A 24,118-nucleotide genomic window follows, 5' to 3' on the forward strand; every position below is an offset into this window, starting at 1 on the left:
TTTCGGCAAATTGAAATTTGCTGAAATATGTAATGAAAGCGCTTCATGTCGTGTGCTTTTACAAATTTTTTTTAGATTTTCTATAGTCAACAAATAAAAAAACTGCATAATAACAACTTTAAATTGTATAAAAATTCAAAAAAAGGTAACCGTAAAACTTTTTTTAGAAAAGTTTATTACCTTTTCAATTGAGTAGTTCCCGACAACTGAAAATTATCAAATTATCAATTCTAAATAAATTCTCTTACTAGCTCCATTGATATTTCTCTCCCCTACTCTTCTATAATCCTTAATTATATATCTGGTTCCATCTAGAGGAGGATTGTATTACTTCCAAAAATCCATCATAATATTACATAACCTGAAACTATATGACACGTAAAACGTAATAAATTTAATGAAATGATAACAAGTAAGAGGAGGATGAAAAGTGAGCGAACTTTCCAATAAATCAAAATCCGTTTTAGATCAGCTTAAACAAGATGAAGATATTTCGAAGCTATTAACTTCATTAGATACTCTAGGTGAGGAGGAACAACGCGAAGCTGGAGAATCTCTTGAAGCCCTCAAACGACCTGTAAAAGAAATGATGCAAGATCAGTCGAATCAACTACCAAGCCAGCTTCACCAATTAAAAGAAACAGTAAGTCAGTTAGAACCGAGTTATCTTAAAGCTAATCAAACGAAGAAGTGGCTCAACAAATTATTGCGTCGTAATCCCATTGAACAATATGCTCGCAAATACCAAACTGTAGAATCTCAAGTTGATCATATCGTCGAAGGACTTCTCTCTGGAAAAGATAAATTACAAGAAGACACATTAATGCTACATCAATTGAAAGGCGTTGCAAAAGAACGAATTGCTAACTTGAATGAACAGATTGAACTTGGTCATCATTTAAATAAAATGCTTGAAGATGAAATGACGAAAGAACAATGGCTAGATAACCCAAATGAATTGAAAAAAGGGCAGCTGAAAGTCATATCTCGGATTAAAAATATGTCTCAAGCAGTCATGGTCTTACAACAATCATTAGCTTCTGTTGATTTAATAGTTGAAAATAATGATAAATTAGAAGAGGCCATTTTCAACGCTATTACGATGACTAAAAACGTTATTACTGTCTCAGCATCTATTCAATTAGCCTTATCTAACCAACAAAAAGTCATTAAAGCAGTAAAACATGTTAATGAAGCAACAGAATCAATGCTCTTATCTAACTCTGAGCTACTGAAACAAAATACAGAGGACACACTAAAAACGTTAGAAGAGCCTGCTATTGCACTAGAATCTTTTAGAAAAGCTTATAATAATGTTTTTGAAGCGATTGAACTAACTGAAAAATCCAACGAACGAATCGTTCAAACTGGACAACAGTTTATTACTGAATTAGACTCCTTAAACAAAGAAATGTCGACAAAGCTACTTAAATAATAAACATACTGATCTAATAGAGAAAGGAGGGACATTATTTTATGCAATGGTTAGATAAAGTAAAAACCATATTTATCCCCGCACATAAAAAACAAGTTGAAGAACATTTAATTAGAGATACAACGACAAGAAAGTTAATAGACGATACTGAGGAATTACTTATTAGAATTGCAGAAAAGGCCCCCTCCTCTAATCAAAAAAAGACAGTTCGGAGAAAACAGAAAGAATGGCTAATTAAAGTGAAGGTGACTCATACATTTATTTCAGTTGTGATGATCGATGCAAAACATTCATCTTCACCAATAAAAAAACGATTTGTCATTAAGTGTTACAGAAAATACATGAAAGCAAAAAATGGTGTAGGTTTATGCAAGGAGGCAACGATTCGTTATATGAAAGATGGACGAGCTCACATACGTTCCATCCGCGAATCCCCTATGTTTCATAATCTTTTTTATCGAATTCATCATCTTGATCTAGCTTTTTCTAATGACCAAGTCACTTTTGATCAGCCTTCTAAGAAATTACTTGTTAATCAGCAACACCTCTTACAAGAAACAAATACAAACGATGTGACCTACTTACTCGAGGAAGCAAAACGATATGTTCAAACAGTCAAACAATTTTCTGTAGATCCTGTAATCGAAAGTCGAATGCATCGTTTGATACAACAAGCGCAGAAGTTACAAGAAGATTTTTTGCTTTTAGATTTTGAGGAACGCCATATTGTCAGACGAATGTTCAAAGAGGACATTCCCTCGATGATTCATACATATTTGTCGTTATCTTTAAAACATCAATTAGAACATAAAGAGAATATCTATATCACTTTATCAAAAATGGAACTAACTCTCATCGACTATGTTGAACGTTTGGAAAAGTTAAAAGTTGAAAGAATGAATTATTTATTTCAATTACAAACTTTGCGGTATGATAAAAAAACATAAATGGGTAATAAATCTTCCAACGACAACTTGCTAAAAGAATTCTAACCTGACTATAATTAAACTACATAATTAAAAGCTAATGGCTAGTCTGAAAAGTGAGGGATTATATGGACCGCAAGCAAGCACAATCACTTATAAATAAAATCGTGAAAGTTAAAGAAGGTGTTGAGGGAAGTTATTTAGGTATCTTAAAAAAAATCATTGCAGAGCCAAGAAAACCATGGAGGGGCATTGTCCAAATTCTTGCTGTAGATAAACTCCCTTTTTTTGATGAAACACTCGACCAACCTCAATTAAAACCTTTAAAATATCAAGATAGAGAAATGATTGAATGTGAAGGCGTGAAGTTATCAGCAGTGAGTAAGACAGAGACTCCTTCTTCTTTCGAATTGACTTTGCTAGATGCCGTTGAGCAGCGATACAACGAATTAACACTAAGCATTCAAACCATTCAAAACAAACAAGATGTGTTACGACAGTTCTTATCAGAGCGTAGCTTGAATGATCATTTCCAATCCAATGTAAAAAAAGAAGTGTCTGTTATTACCTACACTTTTCACCATGACGGTAATCACTTCATACTAATTGATGAGAATGAAAACAGACTTAATTTAGAAGATTGTCCTTTTTCGATCTCTTGGGAAAATCAACATGAGTGGATAACTGGAAAATATGAGGGGAATGGCATCTTTGTCTCTGAAAATGGCATCCGGTATGCTCCGAAAGAAGGTGCAGTCTTTGTCATAGAAGATGAGCAATTTAAGCCGTATGTTATTTTGCGTAATGAGCTTGAACCAGCTGCACTATCATCTCTTGAGAAAAGTTTAGAACGCTATCAAATTACTCACGATGATCTAGTTGAGTGTCACAACTCACTTCTCGCCCAACTATTAGAGGCTAGTGAAAAGAAATCTTTTCAAGGTGTAAATTTTCTTACCTATAGAGGACCACAAGGAATAATCCTCGTACAACACCATTATGAAAGAACGCTTCAGAACTACAATAATGATAGAATTTACGATCGGTTTGAATTTACAACTGAACAGGGTAAGCGTTCTATTTCAACTTATACAAACGCCTATTCCTTATAATATTAGAGGATGTTGCAAAGGGATCCCCCCTTTTTGCAACATCCTCGTTCTTTTCACATTATTCTATCGTTGTTTTTGAATGAGCCGAATACCAGTTAAGCATCTTATCTGCTTCTTTTTTGTCAACGTCGAACACTGTAAATGATTTCCCAATGACACTCGATAAAATGGAAAATCGAAAAGTTGCTAACCTGTATCGCTTTTGTAAAATTGACGTTCTTATTTCAGCTGATTGGATCTTTCTCTTGTTTGAAATAACGAGTATTTGACTAATTTTACGATAACGTAACCACAAATGAGTATGGTCAAAGCCTGATCCAGCATCATTATATTGTAAAAAACCAAACAATAAACAAACCGCCACAGCAATAAAGCCATAATAACCATATGGGCTAACCAGCGCCCCAATTACTACAGTAGCAATAAACGGCGCAATAGATGCGCGGATAAAAAAGCGTCGTAGCGATCTCTGTGGTACGGATTCTACCTTGTACTCCCTAGCATAATCAGGTAAGAGTTCAGCAAAAGCAGCGATCATTTCTTCTTCTTTTGCTATAGGTAACAAGACGGTTGAAAGTTGTTCATCATTTGTGCCACCACCGGCACTTTCAACATAAACCGTCCCAAATCCTAAAGGCTGACGAAAAATGTTTCGGACAACTCGAATTGCTGTTACATTGTTCGAATGAATCGTAAGTTGCCGTTTTTCTATTAACCCTCTTGAGATGACTAATTCTTTTTCGTATTTCTCTATGGTAAATCCCCCATACTTCAAAAGGGTTCCAACAAACGATATACACCATGAAATAAAAACAATAATTACAATGAACGTAGTAATAAGCATGATTTCAGTGCTCGCAAAAAAACGAAACACTTGATCATATATCATTTCAGGAAGAAACTGCTCAATCTGACTAAATAACGCTGCTACAGCAGATATCGTAAGGCCCAGACCACTTGAAGTTAGAGCGGCAATGATCAAGTGATTTGTCTTTAACTTCCATGTATAATCAGCTTCCGGTTTATCTAGCTTCTCTTCTAATCGTTCTGTTTGATCTGTGACAGCGTTTCTTTTTTTTAACTCAGCGCGAATTCCTTCCGCTTCTTCTCTGCTTATTGCAATAAGATTTACTTCTGGCTCTGCTCCTCCACCTGCTGTCTCAATTTTAAGTTTTACAAGTCCGAATAAACGTTGAAAGAGCCCAGCCGTTATATCAATACTTTGCACTCGATGTTGTTGAATATAGCGTTTCTTTTTCACAAAGATTCCTCTTTGAATGTAAAGCTCTCCTGCAATAATCCGATATTTAAACGTTACCCAATGTCCGATACCCGTAAAAAATATAAAAACCAATATAGCAATCCAAATGTACTCAAACCGAAAAAAACCGATTGGTTCACTTGAACTACCTAAAAAGAAACTTATGATAAAAGGAATCAAAAAACTTCTTAAGGCACTTAAAAATGATACAAAAATGGCAGCAATATGTAATCGTTTTAAGTCACTCATCTTCAACCACCGCAGCAAGCTCGGCAATACGATCTCGCAGCTCATCTGCCACTTCTATAGTTAGCGAAGGAATCTGATGCACTGTTGCTGCCGTTGAAATAGAGACTGCTGCTAATTTGTATCTTCGAAGTAGCGGCCCTTGTTCAGTATCTACGTGCTGAACACGTGACATCGGAATAAGTGTCCGTTTTCTGATAAAGAAACCGCGTTGCAAATCAATTTCATCTGCTAATACATCATAGCGCCAGCGCTTCCATCGTAATGGTGGGATTATCACCACTGTTAAAACTACATAAATGATATACCCGCTTAGTAAGATCCATAAAATCCATAACGGCACTGAAAAAAAGTAAATAATAATGCCATATGTAATTGGTACAAGCGCTACAAAAAGACTTTCTACGAATGCGCGTAGTCTCCAAACAGGTAATGCTTTTTCAGATAAAAATTGAGATGGTTCGAGGCGCAAAACTTTCCCCCCTCATATAAATAATTACTCGATTTCTTCATCGTCTGAAACATACACAATCTCTACACCAAGATCCTTAAATACTTGAATAAGCGTATGATTTAAATCACGGTCATAAAGTAAACCAATCGATTCAACTATTTCCAACTCTTCAAGTTGACCAGCTTCAGCATCTTCAATCAATTCAACGATATCATCCATTTTACGTTTTTTTAACTCATCTAGAACTTCTTCTTTAGTCATCGTCGCACCCCTATTCGTTCAATTTACGAGATTCAGTCATTTGTTTCCAAACAGAACCCTTTGCAACTTCGCCACCTTCAATACGCTCTAGAGCCATTTTCACTTGCAAAGCAACTTCAAATTCTCGGTCGTTCTCCGCTTGTTTTAATGGACCAATTGCTCTTTCATCCCCTACTTCATATAAAAACATCGCAGCACGCCAACGAACCAATTTATTTTTATCTTTTAATGCTTCAATCATAGCTGGAATTGCATTTTCATTTCCAAGATCAGATAAACAATCTCCTGCTGTACGCCTGACAGTGACAGAACTATCTTTAAGTGCCTTGTACAAATATGGTAATACTGCTTCTTTTTCAATCATTCCAAAGTAAACCGTTGCTAAGCGCCTGATTGATGCCTTTTCGTCATTTAGTGCTTTTTCTAAAACAGGAATATCTTTCTCTTTTGGATCCATTCTCTCTAACGCTGCATAGCGTTCACGCCAATCTGTTCGATCGAGCATTTCTAATGTAACGTCAACGAATCTTTCACGCCATTCTACTTGGATGTCTTGAGCTCCATTTGCCATCGCTGCAAGCCCCTTTAAACGCTCCTCGGAATACGCAGCCAAAAGTTCATCTGCGACTTCTTTAGCTACATTATCCAACTCACCATAACGGACTCCTTTTTCTATCCATTTTCGTTCCATTACTACATTATCATCAGGCTTTTGAGCACTTGCTATCGCCTGTACAAAACGTTCTGGTAAACCCTCGCGCTTTTCTTGTTCACCATCTGTTACTTTAAGTTGCATCGGAATCCCTTTAAATATTTGAACAAAGACATTTACTTCACCAAAGTGATCATTTCCCTTGTCGTTATCTTCTTGAGTTTGTACATCTTCTCCAAAAACCGCACGAACTTGTGGGAGGATACTTTTCCAATCAACTTTAGGGTGCCGGTCTATCGCAATAAAGTCAGCAACATGGTAAATCCCTTTTACGCCTTCGATTTCGAATAAAGCCTGTATGTATGACGGTGCTTCCTGCTTATTTTTTTCTGTATAATTATTTCTCGCACTTTCACCAAGGCTCTCACTTAACGTCAATTTCATCGTATTTGGACTTGGTGTCGGTTCAATTGATGTAATATGCACTGTTATAACCCCCAATTACTTTCCTTTTCTCTCCTTGATCTTATCACAGCACCGAAATTCGTGCCAACATCACCGACCTCGTAGAGATTGTTCAAAAAAGTCGGTTTTTACCTTTTTAAACAATCGCGAAGCAATGTTTGGAGCCACTTCATTGTTCAAGCCTGCTATGAGTGGATTTCCAATAGCACAGAACGTGGCGTGAGGAGCGATTGAAGTACCCTTTCGAACACGCTCTTGACAACTACTTTTAAATTTTTTTAACTTGATTGTCATTTACATGCATTTGAAACATGAAAAATGTAGCTTGTCTGTTATAATAGAGGAAAAGGGAGGGGTTTTTTCAATGAGAATAGCTTTTTTATCTGATATACATGGAAACGCTACCGCTTTAGAAGCGGTACTGGGTGATCTGAGATCTCAGCAAATTGATAAAATTTGCTTCCTCGGGGATTTGTGTTTCCGTGGTCCTGAACCAAAACGCGTTCTAGATATTGTCCGTAGCCTTGAAACAGATGTTATCAAAGGAAATGCCGACGAATGGCTAATACGTGGAATCAAAGAAGGTGAAGTTCCCGAAAGTGCTCTTTCTATCATGCAACAAGAACGCGATTGGACATTACAGCGACTGAACGAGGACGATTTAACGTATTTAAAGAATTTACCGACTGAACTAGTATTAGAAGAAGGATTAGATTCAATCGTTCATGCATTTCATGCAACACCATCAAGCCTTTTTGATGTTGTTCTACCTGACCAGACAAAAGAAATCGAAAACAACCTTATGCAACGAGATGACGCTGACCTTTACGTTTATGGACATATCCATCAGCCATTCATTCGTTCTCTTCACGGGAAAAATGTTGTGAATACAGGGAGTGTTGGAATGCCGTTTGATGGACACCCACTTGCTTCTTATGTTGTAGCAGAAATTGAAGAAGGCAGACATCGCCTCCACTTAAACCGTGTTCCTTATAATAGAGAACACGTTGTTGAAATTTACAAGCAAGGTGGGTATCCAAATATTGAAACGATGGGCCGAGTCATTTTTTATGGTGTTAGACCTTAATGGTTAGCACTTAGTAATGATGCAATACCTTTCATAATATCCATAATGGTTGCCTTATCATGATAGATAAAGGCAACTTCTTTTTTTTCATTTAGGAGAACCGTCGTTGGAACACCCATACAGTGGTAGAGGTCATAAACTTTTGTTCCTTCGTCTTTTAATACAGGAAATGTATAGGCGTTTTCCTCTAAAAAAGAGGCTACATTCATCTCTGGATCACGACCCGTTACGTGAATCATCACCATTTCCATTTCGTTCGTTTCCATTGATTGATATAAGGCATGTTTAGCTTGAAGGTCTCTTTGTGAATCCGGACACCAAGAAGTCCAAAACGTTAACAGCGTCACCTTCTTTGAAGCATCAGCTAATGACCATCTATTTTCTGAATTTAAAGTTGGTAATGAAAAGTCAGGTGCTTGTTTCATTCGTATCATTCCTTTTAAAGGTTGGTGACCCACTAATTGCTTGAGTCACCGTGTTTATAATTATTTAGAACAATGCTCATTATAAGCAAGAGCTAAATTACGAATAATATTCTCCGGGGCAGCGCCTTCAATCTGTTCACGCGGAATAAAATGCACAACTTTATTTCCCTTTAATAAAGCCATTGATGGTGAAGAAGGTGGAATTTCCTTAAAATACGAACGCATTTGGGCTGTTGCTTCTTTATCTTGACCCGCAAATACTGTAACTAGGTGGTCTGGTGTGTGATCATGTTGAAGTGAAGTAACCGCAGCCGGACGAGCCAATCCAGCCGCACAACCACATACAGAATTAATCATGACTAAAGTCGTTCCCTCTGCTTGCTCCATATATTGATCTACCTCTTCTGTTGTTGTTAACTCTTTAAATCCATTTTCCGTTAACTCTGCTCTCATTGGCATAACGACTTGACGCATGTATTCTTCATAAGCCATTGACATCTTTCTTATCCCCTTTCAGTATGTTCTTTTTCAATTAAAGACCAAGTTGCTGCATAAGGCTTAACAACGTTATGAACATAACCAATTGATTGGAATGCGTAAACACGTTCTACCCCTAGCCCTTTTTGAAACAAAAGTAAACATGGTACACTTTTAATCTTCCATTTTTGCGCAAATGCTGGTGAATGGTTAATATTTAATGAAAAAATAGGTAACGTTTCAAAAGCTGTTTCTACAACACGTACCATCCTCTCTGCCAACATACACGTCCCGCAAAGTGGAGTATAAACAAAGACGATCGTTAAGGGGGCACGAGCAGCAATCATTTTATCCAGTGTGCTACTTGAAATCTCCTCCATTTTTCTCTCCCTCATTTCATCACTTATCATTTTAACAGAAAACAATAAATGATGCATAAAATCTTACCCTGGGGTCTGACCCCACTTTCGTGAACAAAAGCGAGCATCAAGGATGCTCGCTTCTTTGTATTAGCGTCTGAGAATGAAATGATTTTTTAATTGGTTAACTTGAATTTGTGTACGATACAATTGATCACGCTGTTCAGGAGTTGCTGCATGCATTAATGTATCAAGCTCCATACTCAGTTCTTCTAAATGGGTTTGAGCTTGTATGTAGTTCTCTGGCTCCTCAGGTTGTACTCGTTGTGAATTGTTAAAAGCCTTCTGGGCTTCTTCAAGTGTTGTTTCTGCTTTTTCTAGAAAGTGTTCAAGGTTCGTGCGCTCTGCCATGATCATTCCTCCTATAATTGTTGAATTCCTGATCTTACTTTGCGCAACTAATTCAAGCGTTATTCATTAACTTAAATACCATGAAATCAAAAGCAATTATTGAACTTGGAAAGATCAATTGTGCTTCTTCTTCTAGCGCCTTTTCTTCTCCTGCATAACGCGAGCTAATATGAGTAAGAATTAAATTGGCAACATTTGCTTTTTTCGCAAGGGCAGCAACTTCCGCAATCGTAGAATGGCCAAATTGCTCAGCATGACTTTGTTTATCCATAAGGAAAGTTCCTTCATGGATAAGCAAATTAGCAGATTTAGCAAAAACAACCATTTTTTCTAGCGGACGTGTATCGCCAGCAATTACAACGATCCTACCTTTTTTATCCTCTTCAACGAAATCTTCCCCATAAATGATTCTCCCATCATCAAGGGTAATCTTTTCTTTTCGTTTAATTTGTTGATAAATTGGGCCTGGCTCTAATCCCCATTCCTTTAGCTTCTCTACTTTTAATGATCCAGGTTGATTTGACTCCGTTAGTTTGAATGCAAAACTTGGCATCACATGGTCAAGTTGTACGCACTCAACGTAAATGGTATCATCACTATATACCTTTCCTTCTTGCAATACAACAAAATGAAGATCATAGGAAAGATACGACTGTGATACAGTTAACGAAGTTTGAACATATTCTTCAATCCCTTTTGGTCCATAAATCGTTAACGGTGTTTTAGCACCTTGTGCTGACCGTGAGCACAACAAACCCGGCAGACCGAACAAGTGATCCCCGTGAAGGTGACTGATAAAAATCCGATCAACTTTTGTTAATGTAATTGGACTTTGTAAGATTTGGTGTTGTGTTGCTTCCCCACAATCAAATAACCATTGTGTGCTTTTTTTTTGCAGAAAACGAACAACTAATCCGCTAACATTTCGACTTGTTGAAGGTACTCCTGAACCAGTACCTAAAAAATGAAATTCCATAAAGTCACCTATTCTTTTAATGTTTCTATTTCGCTAAAGCATCTGCAAATGCTTTTGCATAAGGTGGTAAATCAGGAGGTCGGCGGCTAGAAATAATATGCCCATCTATTACTACTGCCTCATCAAGCCATACTGCACCTGCATTTTCCATATCGTCACGAATACCTGGTGTACTAGTAACCTTTTTTCCTTCTAAAATCTTCGCTGAAATTAGAACCCAACCAGCATGACAAATTTGACCAATCGGCTTTTGATCCTTATCCATCTCTTTTACAATTGTTAAGACTTCTTCGTATCGGCGTAATTTATCTGGTGCCCATCCACCTGGAACAAGGATTCCATCATACTCTTGCGCTTTCACATCCTGATAGGCAAATTCTGATGTGGCAGGAACCCCATATTTCCCTATGTACGTTTTCCCTTTTTCATTCCCGATTAAATGAACCGTTGCACCTTCTTCTCTTAATCGCATGACTGGGTACCAAAGTTCTAGATCTTCAAACTCGTCATCTACTATCGCCATCACTTTTTTCTCTTGTAGCCGCATACTATCACTCCTTTATTACGTAAGTATAGCATGACTAGTTGATTAAGAAAAATGGGATGAATAAAAAAACAGACAACGATTTGTCTGCTTTTCTCCGTTGATTCCAGTTATGACTCGTTTGCAGAATGAGAGTGAACCTCTTCATACTGATGTTGTTTTTCTGTGACTTTGATTGGTGATTTCTTGTAACGCCCTATGATCGTACTTGCAATAAAGATGACAAAAACAGACAAGAGAGCATTTCCCCATCCGACCAAAAATCCGGCAAAGACAATTATCAATAAATCACAAACAAAAATAGAAATGCCTCGATTAATCGTCCATTTTTGATCAAGATATAAAGCCAAAATATGAATTCCACCAAGTGACGAACCATTATTTAGTACTAGTGTTACCCCAAATCCTATACAGAGTCCTGCCAAAATCACAGCAAGCCACATCGGAACTGAGAAAAATGGGATAAGATCTAAACTTTCACGCACTATCGATATTCCAACAATTGACATAAAACTGGAAATCGTAAACCATTTTCCTAGTTTCTTTAACGACATCCAGAAAAACGGTAAGTTCACTAAGAAAAACAGCACACCCCACGACCACGTACTCACAAATGTTAATACAGTCGCAAGTCCTGCTGTTCCTCCAAAAGTAAGTTCATGTATCGCCAGAAATTTCAGCCCAATCGATGTAAGAAATAATCCTAATAGAACCAAAAAGACCATTTTCATTCGGTCAATCAATGTAAGCCACCTCCGACTTTTCTATTATACTATCTACCATACGAGAAAAAAGAGATTTGGTCAATGCATATCAATGTATTTTTATTCATCAGAATTATCAGTTAATGATTGTTTATCTCGTTTTTTTAGATTACCCCTTAAATAATATGCAGTTTTTCATTCATCAAAACGCATAAAAAAACAAGGAGCAAATAAGTCTACTACCTTATTCGCCCCTTGAACTTGTTACTAATAATTATATTGATTCCAAATGTTCCTGAACCAACTTGAAAAAAATGACTTCAAATTGATTTGTTCCACTTTCCAGTAATAAGCCAAAGCTATATAAGCAAGTGAAATAAACTTTCATCTTTATTAATTTCTTGATAATCAAACCCTTTTTTGTTTAAACGCTCAATTAGACCAGGATAATCATCACGACATTTCAACTCAATTCCAAGTAACACGGGTCCATTTGACTTATTGTTTTTTTTAGTATACTCAAAACGAGAAATATCATCGTCTGGACCAACAACTTCTTGAATGAACTCTCTTAAGGCCCCTGAACGTTGTGGAAATTGAATAATAAAATAATATTGAAGTCCTTCGTAAATAAGTGAACGTTCTCTCATTTCTTGCATCCGTCCAATATCATTATTCCCTCCACTAACTACACAAACAACGGTTTTTCCTTTAATTTCTTCTTTGTAGAAATCTAACGCAGAAATACTCATTGCACCAGCTGGTTCTGCCACAATGGCATTTTGATTATACAATTCTAAAATCGTTGTACAAATTTTCCCCTCAGGAACAAGCACAATATCCTTTAGTAAATTTTTACAAATCTCAAATGGGATTTCCCCCACTTTCTTTACAGCAGCACCATCAACAAACTTATCAATCTTTTCAAGTGTTACTACTTTCCCTTTTTCCAAAGACTCTTTCATCGCTGGTGCGCCTGCAGGTTCACAGCCAATAATCTTCGTATGTGGACTAATGCTTTTAATATAGGTCCCCACCCCGCTAATAAGGCCTCCACCACCAATGGCTGCAAATAAATAATCAATATTCTCATCAATATCATTCATTATTTCCATACCAGCCGTGCCTTGTCCAGCAATAATCTTTTCTTGATCAAAAGGATGAATAAAGGCCATATTATTCTCATTCGAATACACCATTGCTTCAGTAAAAGAATCATCAAATGTATCACCGGATAAAACGACTTCTACATATTCTTTGCCAAAAAATTTAACTTGGTCGACTTTTTGACGTGGAGTTGTAGAAGGCATAAAGATTCTTCCTTTAATACGCAATGTACGACAAGAGTAAGCGACACCTTGCGCATGATTCCCTGCGCTTGCACAGACTACTCCATTATCTAATTCCTCTCTTGAAAGACTAGAAATTTGATAAAATGCACCACGTATTTTAAATGAACGAACAACTTGCAAATCCTCTCGTTTTAAGTACACATTACAATCATAACGCTCAGATAAAACTTGATTTTTTTGCAAAGGTGTATGTGTAACGACATCCTTTAATCGCTGGTTGGCAATGATAATATCTTCAATATGAACGGTACCCATAGTCATAGTCATAGTCTAATCCTTTCACTCGAAACTGTCTCTTAAATTACAATATGTTTATCTTATCATACCCGTATTCATTTGCGTAACCCCTTTAGTTGGACACCTTCAATTGACAAACTAATGTATACGTTTACTTATAAAAAAGTTTTGATGATTGCTTATTTAAAACGTCCTAACTATAATAGAGAAGATAGAACTGGATACTTAATAACAGATACATATGAAAGTTACTTCATCTGTTTTTTTACTCAAGGAGGGTTGATCATGGGAAGAATCACGTCTTTACTAACAGCATGTACACTAATTTTCTTATTAGTGCCAACACAAGTACTTGGTGCAGGTAACGGTGCAGAAGAGGCAGCTCACGGAGAACCATCAAGTATGCTTTTAATGGCACTAACAATTATGTCAATTTTGACACTGATTATCATGGTAGTATTTTCATTTCGTGATAACGGTTAATTCACATGAAACGTGGACAAATTGTCTGCGTTTTTTTCATGTAGAGATCTCAGGGGGAGAAAAGAATGTGGGATGTATTAACAATTATTGGAACGGTTGCATTTGCCCTTAGTGGTGCATTTGTTGCCATGGAGGAAGACTACGATTTAATGGGGGTTTACATTTTAGGTCTTGTCACTGCTTTTGGAGGTGGTGCAGTCCGAAATCTGCTCATTGGTATTCCTGTTTCAGCTTTGTGGGAACAAGGATCATTATTTATTATCGCCATTGTTGTAATGAGCATTGCGTTTATTTTCCCAACACTATTGGTAAATCAATGGGGAAAATTCGGACTTTTATTTGACGCTATCGGACTTTCTGCTTTTGCGATACAAGGTGCTTTGTATGCAACAGAAATGAACCATCCCTTACCAGCTGTCATTGTTGCAGCTGCTCTTACAGGGACAGGTGGAGGCATGATACGGGATGTGCTTGCTGGACGTAAACCTCTTTTCCTCCAAAAAGAAATATACATTGTCTGGGCTATGCTAGCTGGTGTAATAATTGGCCTGAATCTAGTCACGAATTCAATAGGATTAAGTATTTTATTTTTTGCTATTATCGTCCTGAGAATGATGTCTGTCCATTTCAGATGGCAGTTACCACGGCGAAAATTAATAAATATTGCTTCAAACCAAGAAATAAAAGGGTAACTTCATAACTTTAGTACGAATAAATTGTAATAATGAATTCCCATTCACACTTATTCACAATAAGCTGAATGGGAATTCATCATGTGCGGTGTTCTTATTTTCGCATTCAACCGTCAATGGCCCCTATCAATTGGTTTAAAACATACTCGACTGATTTAAATGTCTCCATTTGTCTTTTTCGACTTGTCTCTTTATAAAATGACTTTATCGCGACAATTTCAAGGTTTTCTTCTGTTTGTTGTAACTGACTCGGATGTAAATGCAGAGGTTTTTCTTCTTGTACAAACATTAGCGCTAAAGGAAGCCATTCGATCCTTATTTGGTCAACCTGATCAGCAAACGGTTTTACAACTCCAAAAAAATCCGGTTCATACTTTTCTTCTTTTCTTGCCTTTTCTACATAAAATGTTTCAGCTTCTTTATTTAATCGATTTAATTCCTTCGTTAATACTAATAACTGAGAACGTGTTTTTTCATCCATAATTGCACCTCCGTCCCCATCTTAGCAAATTGGTCGATTGGTTAAAAGGAAAAGATTTGCATAAACGAACGCCATTTTCTCGACTTGACATTCCCTCCTACGACCAACGGCAATTCATTCTCTTCTGCTCCTAGATGTTGACTATGAACTTTGCTCTCCATTTTGGCTAGTCGCTCCTCAAGACTTTTAATCAACTTCATCATATCGTCTAATTCCGTACGATGCTTTAATAATTGATAGCTCACTACGTCATCTGCTTTTTGTGAAAGTTTTTGGTCAAGTTCTTTAACACGGTTCATTACTTCTTCTAATTTTTCCTCATAAACAGCTGATTGGATCATCGTTTCACTTTTCCTTTCCGGTTGCAGGTTCGGTTCCAAACCAGTTAGCTGAATATCCCTCATTCTCTTTCCTTGTTGTAATTGCTCTTGTACTTCACGCATGACCAAAACATGTTCAGGTGTAAATAAATAATGTCCATGCTCATTCGTCTCACAAACCAAACCAAAATACTTTGCCCACCGTTGCACTGTAGTCGGATTCACACCTAATTGCTCGGATACTTCTTTTGTTTTCATTGTCATTTCCATTAGACGTACCTCCCAATTTAAACTTGTTACAACGAATTCGGCCTCACTAAGAAAGATCCCTCCACCCTTGACAAAACTAGAATTGATTCGCCAAAGAAAGTGGAAAAATTCTCGTTTGCGTAGTCCGGTATTCGGATTTTGACAGAACTTGTTAACTTTTGTTTGCATCCGTCGTGAATGTCGAATGCTGTGAACTCACATAATAGACAATGTATGAAAGATGAAAGGAGGAGGTTTACTTGAATAAAGAGCGCAAACAAAACAGTGAAAACAACCCTGTTGACAAAACAAGTCAACAAAGAAAAGAAGGGTATACCGGCGACAAGAAGCTCGGTGGTCCAAACCGTCCAGCCGAGTAAAGCAAAAATGAAGACCTCTTAAACAGGTCTGACCCAACGGCAATATTTGTGGCATAAGCTTTTTTACAACGCCGTCTGTATTTGTAGTTGGGGCAGACCGCTCTTTTTGTCAATCTCTTATAACAGACAATTCCTTTAATTTTTGCAATACATATAGTTCAACCCATTTTCGATGAAGCCAAACCGTTCTTTCGGTTGGCTTTATTTGTGTAAGATCAGTGAAAAATTGATTAGTTTCTATTTCTTGTAACGACCAATCTTCTTTTTGCTTCCAGTTATGAGTTATGACTGGATATGTTTCCCTTAGCATAGGGCTCGTATTGCCCGTTACCCAATCCATATACTGTTCATAGTCTCTTCTAGAGCCCGTAGGGGCAGTAAGGAGAGAAAACTGATAAATATCCTCATGAATAGCTGGATGAAATAAGAGAGCTGCCAGTTGTCTCCCTAACCAAATCCGCGCTTTCACATCTTTAAAATTCCGAATATATAGCCCGTACACTTTCCCTTTTCTTGTCGGAAAGATAACGTAACTCAAATGAGCATGTTCTTCAACAATATAGATAAGAGAAGAGAATACTTTTTCTCGGTATAATGGCTGTTTCATAACGGTTTCTTCAATCATATATTGTTCATTCACAATCAGTGCTGTACAAAGTCTCTCCTCATTTCTATTTTCCCAAAATAACTTCCATTCTTTTTGCATAAATTGAGACACACCTAATTGGTCAAGCACATCAAATTGAGGATCATTCTTTCTTTTCGCATTTTCATACCATAATAATTGAGGATACGCATCTTGAAATATCGTCCAATTAGCTCGTTCATATGTATGAAACAACAACTTTCGATACTGTTCTGTTACCATTTGATGAAACCATTTGCTTTCTAAATCCGTCATATTCCAGCCAGCATTTCTAGATACAAGTCCTGCAAGGAATGACCACTTTATTTCAGGGTTTTTCTTATAAAATTGTTCATACATTATGGTACGTGAAATATTATCAACATTTGCTTTTTCTGTTTTCCTTTTTATTTCTTTCCTTTTACGATTCATATTTAAATTTCTCCTAGTTCGTTTTTTCTACAAAATTCACCTATCTCTTACTTGACTATTTATGGTAATATAATGTGATGGAATCTACCTTTACTGTTTCTAGTTCTTACAGATTCCATGCATGCATATGATTTTGTTTGGAAAGGTTTGTGAAAAAATGGCGATACGTTACCCAAATGGTCGGCGCTTCACTAAGCAAGAGTCCCAAAATAAAAAATTACCTTCTAAAGAGCTAACGTATAGCAACCGAGGAATGACATTAGAGGAAGACTTAAACGAAACAAATCGATACTATCTCGAAAAATCAATAGCAGTTATTCACAAGAAACCTACACCAGTTCAAATTGTTCAAGTTGATTATCCAAAACGTAGTGCCGCAGTTATTAAAGAAGCCTACTTCAAGCAAGCATCAACAACAGACTATAATGGTGTTTACAAAGGGCGATATCTTGATTTTGAGGCAAAAGAAACAAAAAATAAGACTTCTTTTCCCTTACAAAATTTTCACGAACATCAAATTGAACATATGAAACAAGTTAAAAACCAAAATGGAATTGCTTTTGTTATTCTACGATTTTCATTAACAGATGAAATTTATTTGCTTGATGCAAAACATTTAATTGAGTTTTATGATCAAAAAGAACTCTCGAGAAAATCGATGCGAAAGTTGGATATTGAAAATTTCGGATTTTTGATTAAAATAGGATATCATCCACGTATCGATTACTTACGAATTATTGATTCCGTTTATTTTCAGAACGAGTCATAATGGATGAAGAAAGGGAGAAATAAGATGTCAAATGAAATGGACAATACAAGACACGGGCGTCGTCTAGCCCGTAAACAATCAAACAAAAAAACAAAATCACCTAAAGGCTTATGGAAAAAAATACTCCTTACATTGGTTGCACTAGGAGCAATCGTGGTAATCGCTGGTGGGATTACGATCTTTGCTATGATTCAAGGCGCTCCACCACTTGATGAGGATAGACTAACACTGACGCAAGGCTCACAATTTTTTGATCAAGAAGACGTTTTCGTGTCACAATTAGACTCCGCTGAACGTCGAGTGAACGTGAAAATTCAAGATGTTCCACAAGTTCTTGAAGATGCTTTTATAGCAGTTGAGGATATTCGCTTTAGAGACCATTTTGGAATTGATATTCGCAGATTGTTTGGAGCAGTCCGAGCGAACATCACGGAAGGATTTGGTGCTGAAGGAGCTAGTACCATTACCCAACAACTCGTTAAAAATTTATTTCTTAATGAACAAAAACAGTTAACCAGAAAAGTTCAAGAACAATACTTGGCCATTCAGCTAGAGCAAAACTATTCAAAAGATCAAATTCTTGAAATGTACTTAAATCAAATTTATCTTGGTTCTGGTGTCTACGGGGTTGAACTTGCGTCTCGCACATACTTTAACAAATCTGTTGGAGATTTATCTCTTGCTGATGCTGCTCTCCTTGCGGGAATTCCGCGTCGTCCAAGCTTTTACGATCCAACAAAAAACCCTGAAGCTGCCGAAAGTAGACGTAATCTCGTACTGTCACTGATGGAGCAACACGGGAAAATTTCAAGTGAGGAAGCAGCAGAAGCAATGAACGTTCCTCTTGAAGATCAATTGGTGTTAACGGAGCGCGAATCTTATAAATATGAAGCCTTCTATAACCAAGTTCTAGCTGAACTTGAAGAAATGGACGGAATCTCCATTAACGATATTTACAATGCTGGTTTAAAAATTTATACAACTCTTGATGTCGATGCTCAAGAACATGTAGAACAAGTGTTGCAAACAGACAACTTTGTAACTGTCTATCCTGAGAATGAGGACTTTACAGCTGCCGTTACCCTTCTTGATACAAAAACAGGTCAAATTAAAGCACTCGGAAGCGGTCGTGAAGACACGGGACATCAACGAGGATATAATTTAGCAACTGATGAACGTAGGCAGCCAGGATCAACAATCAAACCGATCCTTGATTACGGACCTGCGATTGAATACTTGCAGTGGTCAACGGCTCATCGAATTGTTGATGAAGCGCACACCTATTCAGATGGAACGCCAATTCGAAACTTTGATCGTCAACATCAAGGATCCATGACAATGCGAACTGCCTTAGCTCGTTCACGAAATATAACTGCCGTCAAAGCATTGCAAGAGGTTGGTGTAGAACGAGCACAAACATTCGCCGAAGGGGTAGGAATCCCATTCGAACTAAGAGAAAATGAAACCCAAATGCCTGAAGCTTATGGTCTCGGTGGTTTTAACACAGGAGTCACAACAAAAGAACTTGCAGGAGCTTATGCTACATTTGGAAATAATGGTACCTATACTGAGCCATATACCATACGAAAAATCGAATTCCCTGACGGCCGGATCATTAATATGGAGCCAGAATCAGTTATAGCCATGAACGATTATACTGCATACATGATTACCGATATGTTAAAAACAGCTGTAACAGATGGTACAGGTGGCGTTGCTAATATCCCTGGTCTTCCTATGGCTGGGAAAACAGGTACAACGAACTTCCCTGCAGATATTCGCGAATCACGCGGGTACCCAGAAGGAGCGGTCCCAGATATTTGGTTCTCAGGCTATACAACGAACTATACAGCTTCTGTTTGGACAGGTTTTAAACGTCAAACGGAAGACTTAAGTAATAACTACTTCCCTAGCGGATCGAACCAACGTCAGGCTGCCCAGCAGATTTTTAAGGCGATTATGCAAGAAATATCTGCTGACATAGAAACGGAAGATTTCGTGATGCCTAATTCGGTTGTTCGTCTTGGTGTCGAGCGTTCTACTGGGCTATTACCAAGTGATTTCACACCACAAAGTGAAATCATTTATGAATTATTCGTACGTGGCAATGAGCCAACACGTATTTCAAAAGAATTTAATAAATTAGATGCCCCAACGAATTTAATGGCAAACTTTGAAGAAGAAGCAAATCAAATTATTGTTACGTGGGACTATCCAGATAAGCATGCTGATAAAGTGACGTTTGAAATTCAAGTAGCAATCGATGGTGGTAGTTCCCAAACTCTAGATAGACAAAAAGATATGCAATACATTTTCGGAGAACCAAAACATGGTTCTAGTTATGTCTTTACTGTTACTGCCATTTCCGACGACGACTCTGATTTAAGAAGTGACCCGGTTTCAGTTGAAGTGAAAATTGAGGAAGAAGAGGAGGAGGAAGAAGAAGAAGTCGAAGATGATCTCGAAGAAGAGATTGAGGAGGAAGATAATACAATTCCAGATCCTCTTGATGAATTGGAAGATGAATTGGAAGATGAATTGGAAGATGATCTCGAGGATGAAGTTGTGGAAGAAGAACCGACAGAAGATGCACCTTCAAATAATGATGATCAAACACCGAATGAAGAAGAGCCTGAGGAAGAATAATCTCACCTCAGCAAGAAAACCCGCACATGCGTGCGGGTTTTCTTCTTCTATTTAATTGTATGAAACGCTTCGAGTTCTTTCTTTAGTGATTGAAGATGCTTCGGGTCTGATAATGAATCAAACCTATCTACTTCACGCTTCAACGCAATATATATCGCTGTTTTTGAATGTGTGACAAGTTGTTCAAAATTCGCTCTCAAACGTTCCTCAGTTCTTTGTTCGATCTCGCGAAGTAGCTCACTAGTTCGTTTTGAACTGTCGTTTATGATATCTTCTTTTAACTTTTTCATCTTTCCTTGTTCAAAAAAGATTTTAAGTGATTGAAAATAAGAAGTATATGGCTCGATTTCAAGCGGAATAAACCGCTCAGAAATAGTTGGAGTAACATCTACCTTCTCTATTTCGTGTGAGAATGAAAAAGCTGGGAACACTAAGCGAATCTCTTGAACTGTTTCTGTCACCCAATTCTCAACCGCCTCATAAAGAGCCAATTCAATTCGTACAAACGTTGCTTGAAGTTCTTGTTTAATAAAATGTTCTCCCTCGCTTCTCCATTCTTTCAAAGCAGAAAGAAGAGCTTTCTGTTGCGCTCGTTTACTTGAACCGACAATTGTCGTTACATTAATTGATTCAGCGAATTGATCACCTAGTACGTATCTTATTCGATCACGTAAATAAAGAAAGAGTTGTGACACTTCTTGTATACTTGTTAAATATGCAGTTAGTGGATTAAGGTTTTGAATTTGTTTCTCCCAAGTAGCAATGGTCGTTACAAGTTCTTCTCTCTTCTCTTTCTTTCCTGATTCTTCACTTGTCGCATACTCTAATCCCTTCTCTAAAACAGCCTGATAACGCTTTGCTTCTTCTTTGACCAATTCATAGCTTAACCGTTTCAATTCTGTAATCGTTTTTTGGTAGAATGCTTTTTCAAAATGTGAAAAAAGCTCATCTCCAGATCGACTATTCCGTTTTCCTTCAAGACCTTTCTTACTTGAAAGAGGATAAAGTCTTGGATTTATAAGACCATTTGTCACAAGCTGATCATGAACATGCTTTTTAACACCATTTAATTCATATGGGCTACTCGCTAGATCAGCTGCATTTAAAATAAAATATAATTTGTCACTTCGAAATCCTTCATTCACTTTTGCCATCTGTTGTAAAAACTGTTGATCAGCCTTCGAGAATGCATGATTATAATACGTTAAATAAAAAATTGCATCTGAATCTCGTAGCTGTTTAAAAGCGACATTTGTATGTCGACCATGAATCGAATTCACACCTGGTGTATCTACTAGGATTATGCCTTTTTCAGTTAAAGAACAATCGTAATAAAGCGTAACAGAATCAATTAAGCAAGCATGGTGTTCATTGGCAACAAATGGTTGAAGATCTGCTAACTCCACTTGAAAAGAAGTACCTAGCTCGAATTCAGTTTCTAACAGACTCGATTTAAGTGTACTTACATACGCTTGATATGTTCTTTGCCAACTAGTGGTAGTATTAGGATCTTCTTTCCAACTATCAATGGTGTCTAATGTTAGTTCGGTATCTAATTGCTCAGCGACAGATTGAATTTCACTAGCTAATTGCTCCCTCGTCTTTACTTTTACAACAGCCGTGTTTGATCGGTGTCCTTCTTCGGATCTCTTAACGATATTGACCGTTGCTGTAGTCGGATGAGGAGATACTGGTAGGACGGTCTCTCCAAGCAAGGCATTAGCAAAGCTCGATTTCCCTGCACTGAAAGCTCCAAATAATGAAATTGTAAACGTTTGGTCTTGAAAACGTTGTATACGCTCTTGTAATACCGCTCGCTCGTATCCCATTCTTTCTTCTTCACAATATGGCATAAGAGCTTCTAATAAATCATTTGTCCACCTAGTAGCTTCCTGCTCATTAAAATGATTGTGTTGGCTACTGTCATCTTGTTCCCAAGTTGTGTCGATAACCGTCTCTTCTGGCAAAGTGATTGAAGTAAATGACGATGTCTTTGGAAAAACCGGAAACTCTTTGTCCATCGTTTCAATGATAACTCTTTCAAATGCACCGGTATCTTGAAATTGTTTTCCTTTCTCTTGATGCTTTTCAATAACCTCATTATAGCTATCTTCTATTTTGTTTAGCTGCATGACAAAAGAATCGAGTTCATGCAATTGTTCTAATTCTTGTTCAATTTCAATTCGACTTTGCTCCCAATGATGTTCCATTCCCTTGCTAATTAATGTGAGCAAAGAAACTGATTTTTGACGAAGCTCTTTCACAACCGCTGCCGTCCGATCCTTTGTAAAAGTATATACATATTCGCGATTTTTAGGTCCTGCTTGAACAGCATTTATAAAAAAGCTAGAATCAATGTTCACGTGAAGATGTTCAAGCTCTCGTTCTACTTCTTCGCGATTGGTGAGCAATGTGAAATCATATGCCTGAAACAAACGGTGAAGATGAAACTCTAATTGACTTTTTACCTTGTCTTCTGTTTCTTCCAATAAGCGCTTTAACCTGACTTCTTGTTCTTCTTCCGTTTTCTTTTTGGAAAAAAGAAAACCTACTTTAAATCCAGGCTGTATGCTCTCAATCCAGTTTCTGACAAGCTCTGTCGTCGTATATGGAAAAATCGTAATATCTTTCACGAGTTTTTTCCACTTATTCTCAAAGTCTTCCTCAAAATATTTTCTTGCGTGAAGCATTTCGTCATAACTTGATGCTAATGTTTGACGCTTATCTAATTGCTTCAGCGAAAAGCCTTCTTGTTTCATGCGTTCTTTCACTTGATCCAAGTCTTCCTCTTTATCTTCTTCAAGCCGAGATATGAGACTTAAAAAGTAGCCCTGCTGCAATCGTTGTTTCGCATATGGTACTAATGTATCACCATTATATAAAATCGCTTTCATGTCTTTTTCAAACTGAGGTAGCTGATTTAAATGGTGGTCTTTTGCTTTCATACTCGTATAGCGTAGCTTAATGATATTAATTCCCCATGCTTGAAACGTATCTCGCACTGATTGATCAAACGATTGAAAAGAAAGCTCCTTCTCATCATGTTTATCAATTTGATTAATAATCAAATAAAGAGGTTTCAACTCGTCTGACAGTTGCTTTAAAAACGATAAATTCGTTTCAGATTGAACATGATTGTAGTCCATTACATAAACAATAAAATCTGTTGTATAAAGCGCTTCTAAAGTAATAGCCTGATGGGTAGGATCGGTAGAATCAACACCAGGGGTATCATAAATGGTGCTTGCTTCTCCTAAAAAAGGCAGCGGTGCTTGAATGGTTAAAGAAGCTATTTCTCCTCCATTCATTCCCCATTCTCTTACTCGTTGCCAAGGAATCTCCCCTTGCCATTCTTTCTTATCCCCATTTGTCTGGTTAACGGTTAACCCAAGATCTCCATTTTTTATAGCAATGATATTGGCACTCGTTGGAATTGGGCTAGTTGGTAACATGTCTGAACCAAGCAGGTGATTTAATATAGTAGACTTTCCAGCTGAAAAATGCCCACAAAACGAAACTTGAAAGGATTGGCTATTCCCTTTTTTCTCAAGTAGATGAAGGCGTTCACGCTCTTTGTCCGTAATTTCCATTACCTGTCCCACTGTTATTTCATTTATTGTCTTGCTCATATTTGACCACCCACTTTATAAAATCTCT

24 protein-coding genes are annotated in these 24,118 nt (G+C 37.3%); 8 read left to right on the forward strand and 16 right to left on the reverse strand.

Going from position 1 to position 24,118, the window contains the following annotated elements; genetic code table 11:
* Positions 1–430 precede the first annotated feature (430 nt).
* The 3 genes from SAZ04_RS07010 (at position 431) to SAZ04_RS07020 (ending at position 3,473) form a co-directional block, all read left to right on the forward strand.
* Complete coding sequence (locus SAZ04_RS07010; protein ID WP_332693151.1) at positions 431–1,435, forward strand: toxic anion resistance protein; 1,005 nt, start codon at positions 431–433, stop codon at positions 1,433–1,435.
* A gap of 41 nt (positions 1,436–1,476) precedes the next feature.
* Positions 1,477–2,382 (forward strand): hypothetical protein, encoded by a 906-nt coding sequence (locus tag SAZ04_RS07015; protein ID WP_332693154.1) that lies wholly within the window; start codon positions 1,477–1,479, stop codon positions 2,380–2,382.
* A 107-nt stretch (positions 2,383–2,489) separates the two neighbouring features.
* Positions 2,490–3,473, forward strand: a complete 984-nt coding sequence (locus tag SAZ04_RS07020; RefSeq protein ID WP_332693156.1) for a DUF2777 family protein — start codon at positions 2,490–2,492, stop codon at positions 3,471–3,473.
* A 58-nt stretch (positions 3,474–3,531) separates the two neighbouring features.
* On the opposite strand, the gene SAZ04_RS07025 is transcribed toward SAZ04_RS07020, so the two are convergent.
* Genes SAZ04_RS07025 through SAZ04_RS07040 form a run of 4 tightly spaced genes read right to left on the reverse strand, consistent with a single transcriptional unit; the run spans position 3,532 to position 6,833 of the window.
* A complete protein-coding gene (locus SAZ04_RS07025; RefSeq protein WP_332693158.1) occupies positions 3,532–4,983 on the reverse strand; it encodes a PH domain-containing protein in 1,452 nt (483 codons plus the stop codon).
* Positions 4,976–5,452, reverse strand: coding sequence for a PH domain-containing protein (locus tag SAZ04_RS07030; RefSeq protein WP_332693161.1), 477 nt, complete (start codon positions 5,450–5,452; stop codon positions 4,976–4,978). Before SAZ04_RS07030 ends, SAZ04_RS07025 begins: the two co-directional genes overlap by 8 nt.
* Before the next feature lie 24 nt (positions 5,453–5,476).
* A complete protein-coding gene (locus tag SAZ04_RS07035; RefSeq protein WP_332693164.1) occupies positions 5,477–5,695 on the reverse strand; it encodes a hypothetical protein in 219 nt (72 codons plus the stop codon).
* A 10-nt stretch (positions 5,696–5,705) separates the two neighbouring features.
* Positions 5,706–6,833, reverse strand: coding sequence for a conserved virulence factor C family protein (locus SAZ04_RS07040; protein ID WP_332693167.1), 1,128 nt, complete (start codon positions 6,831–6,833; stop codon positions 5,706–5,708).
* 343 nt (positions 6,834–7,176) lie between these two features.
* On the opposite strand from SAZ04_RS07040, the gene SAZ04_RS07045 reads away from it, so the two are divergent.
* A complete protein-coding gene (locus SAZ04_RS07045; protein WP_332693170.1) occupies positions 7,177–7,899 on the forward strand; it encodes a metallophosphoesterase family protein in 723 nt (240 codons plus the stop codon).
* On the opposite strand, the gene SAZ04_RS07050 is transcribed toward SAZ04_RS07045, so the two are convergent.
* The 8 genes from SAZ04_RS07050 to ilvA form a co-directional block, all read right to left on the reverse strand.
* Positions 7,896–8,324 (reverse strand): TlpA disulfide reductase family protein, encoded by a 429-nt coding sequence (locus SAZ04_RS07050; RefSeq protein WP_332693173.1) that lies wholly within the window; start codon positions 8,322–8,324, stop codon positions 7,896–7,898. The genes SAZ04_RS07045 and SAZ04_RS07050 overlap by 4 nt on opposite strands.
* A gap of 60 nt (positions 8,325–8,384) precedes the next feature.
* Positions 8,385–8,822, reverse strand: a complete 438-nt coding sequence (locus SAZ04_RS07055; RefSeq protein ID WP_332693176.1) for a BrxA/BrxB family bacilliredoxin — start codon at positions 8,820–8,822, stop codon at positions 8,385–8,387.
* A 5-nt stretch (positions 8,823–8,827) separates the two neighbouring features.
* Positions 8,828–9,181, reverse strand: coding sequence for a thioredoxin family protein (locus SAZ04_RS07060; RefSeq protein ID WP_332693179.1), 354 nt, complete (start codon positions 9,179–9,181; stop codon positions 8,828–8,830).
* A 129-nt stretch (positions 9,182–9,310) separates the two neighbouring features.
* Positions 9,311–9,571 carry a DUF2524 family protein gene (locus SAZ04_RS07065; protein WP_332693182.1) on the reverse strand — a complete coding sequence of 87 codons (261 nt, stop codon included), beginning with the start codon at positions 9,569–9,571 and terminating at the stop codon, positions 9,311–9,313.
* 52 nt (positions 9,572–9,623) lie between these two features.
* On the reverse strand, positions 9,624–10,547 hold the full coding sequence (gene rnz / locus SAZ04_RS07070) for a ribonuclease Z (RefSeq protein WP_332693185.1): 924 nt from the start codon (positions 10,545–10,547) through the stop codon (positions 9,624–9,626).
* A 25-nt stretch (positions 10,548–10,572) separates the two neighbouring features.
* The gene (locus SAZ04_RS07075; RefSeq protein ID WP_332693188.1) at positions 10,573–11,094 is read right to left on the reverse strand and encodes a type 1 glutamine amidotransferase domain-containing protein; all 522 of its coding nucleotides are present in this window, start codon (positions 11,092–11,094) and stop codon (positions 10,573–10,575) included.
* A gap of 107 nt (positions 11,095–11,201) precedes the next feature.
* On the reverse strand, positions 11,202–11,834 hold the full coding sequence (locus tag SAZ04_RS07080; protein ID WP_332693191.1) for a YitT family protein: 633 nt from the start codon (positions 11,832–11,834) through the stop codon (positions 11,202–11,204).
* Between the two features lie 320 nt (positions 11,835–12,154).
* Positions 12,155–13,402 carry a threonine ammonia-lyase IlvA gene (gene ilvA / locus SAZ04_RS07085; RefSeq protein ID WP_332693474.1) on the reverse strand — a complete coding sequence of 416 codons (1,248 nt, stop codon included), beginning with the start codon at positions 13,400–13,402 and terminating at the stop codon, positions 12,155–12,157.
* A gap of 267 nt (positions 13,403–13,669) precedes the next feature.
* Here ilvA and SAZ04_RS07090 point away from each other — a divergent pair, with 267 nt between their 5' ends.
* Together SAZ04_RS07090 and SAZ04_RS07095 are read left to right on the forward strand one after the other, a co-directional pair.
* Entirely contained in the window at positions 13,670–13,867 is a 198-nt protein-coding gene (locus tag SAZ04_RS07090) for a hypothetical protein (RefSeq protein WP_332693194.1), read from the forward strand.
* Positions 13,868–13,932: 65 nt separating this feature from the next.
* Positions 13,933–14,559, forward strand: a complete 627-nt coding sequence (locus SAZ04_RS07095; protein ID WP_332693198.1) for a trimeric intracellular cation channel family protein — start codon at positions 13,933–13,935, stop codon at positions 14,557–14,559.
* A 106-nt stretch (positions 14,560–14,665) separates the two neighbouring features.
* Here the strand turns inward: SAZ04_RS07095 and SAZ04_RS07100 are convergent, their stop codons facing one another.
* The 3 genes from SAZ04_RS07100 to SAZ04_RS07110 all read right to left on the reverse strand — a co-directional run bounded on the left by SAZ04_RS07100 (position 14,666) and on the right by SAZ04_RS07110 (position 17,046).
* Positions 14,666–15,040, reverse strand: coding sequence for a YppE family protein (locus SAZ04_RS07100; RefSeq protein ID WP_332693201.1), 375 nt, complete (start codon positions 15,038–15,040; stop codon positions 14,666–14,668).
* Between the two features lie 41 nt (positions 15,041–15,081).
* Positions 15,082–15,630 (reverse strand): chromosome-anchoring protein RacA, encoded by a 549-nt coding sequence (gene racA, locus SAZ04_RS07105; protein ID WP_332693204.1) that lies wholly within the window; start codon positions 15,628–15,630, stop codon positions 15,082–15,084.
* Positions 15,631–16,098: 468 nt separating this feature from the next.
* Complete coding sequence (locus SAZ04_RS07110; RefSeq protein ID WP_332693207.1) at positions 16,099–17,046, reverse strand: DUF2515 family protein; 948 nt, start codon at positions 17,044–17,046, stop codon at positions 16,099–16,101.
* Between the two features lie 157 nt (positions 17,047–17,203).
* Here SAZ04_RS07110 and recU point away from each other — a divergent pair, with 157 nt between their 5' ends.
* Both recU and SAZ04_RS07120 read left to right on the forward strand, forming a co-directional pair.
* Entirely contained in the window at positions 17,204–17,815 is a 612-nt protein-coding gene (gene recU, locus SAZ04_RS07115) for a Holliday junction resolvase RecU (RefSeq protein ID WP_332693210.1), read from the forward strand.
* 24 nt (positions 17,816–17,839) lie between these two features.
* Positions 17,840–20,461 carry a transglycosylase domain-containing protein gene (locus SAZ04_RS07120; protein WP_332693213.1) on the forward strand — a complete coding sequence of 874 codons (2,622 nt, stop codon included), beginning with the start codon at positions 17,840–17,842 and terminating at the stop codon, positions 20,459–20,461.
* A gap of 47 nt (positions 20,462–20,508) precedes the next feature.
* On the opposite strand, the gene SAZ04_RS07125 is transcribed toward SAZ04_RS07120, so the two are convergent.
* A complete protein-coding gene (locus SAZ04_RS07125; protein ID WP_332693216.1) occupies positions 20,509–24,090 on the reverse strand; it encodes a dynamin family protein in 3,582 nt (1,193 codons plus the stop codon).
* Positions 24,091–24,118 lie beyond the last annotated feature (28 nt).

This window comes from Halalkalibacter lacteus, assembly GCF_036663595.1.
Taxonomy (GTDB): domain Bacteria; phylum Bacillota; class Bacilli; order Bacillales; family Bacillaceae_D; genus Halalkalibacter; species Halalkalibacter lacteus.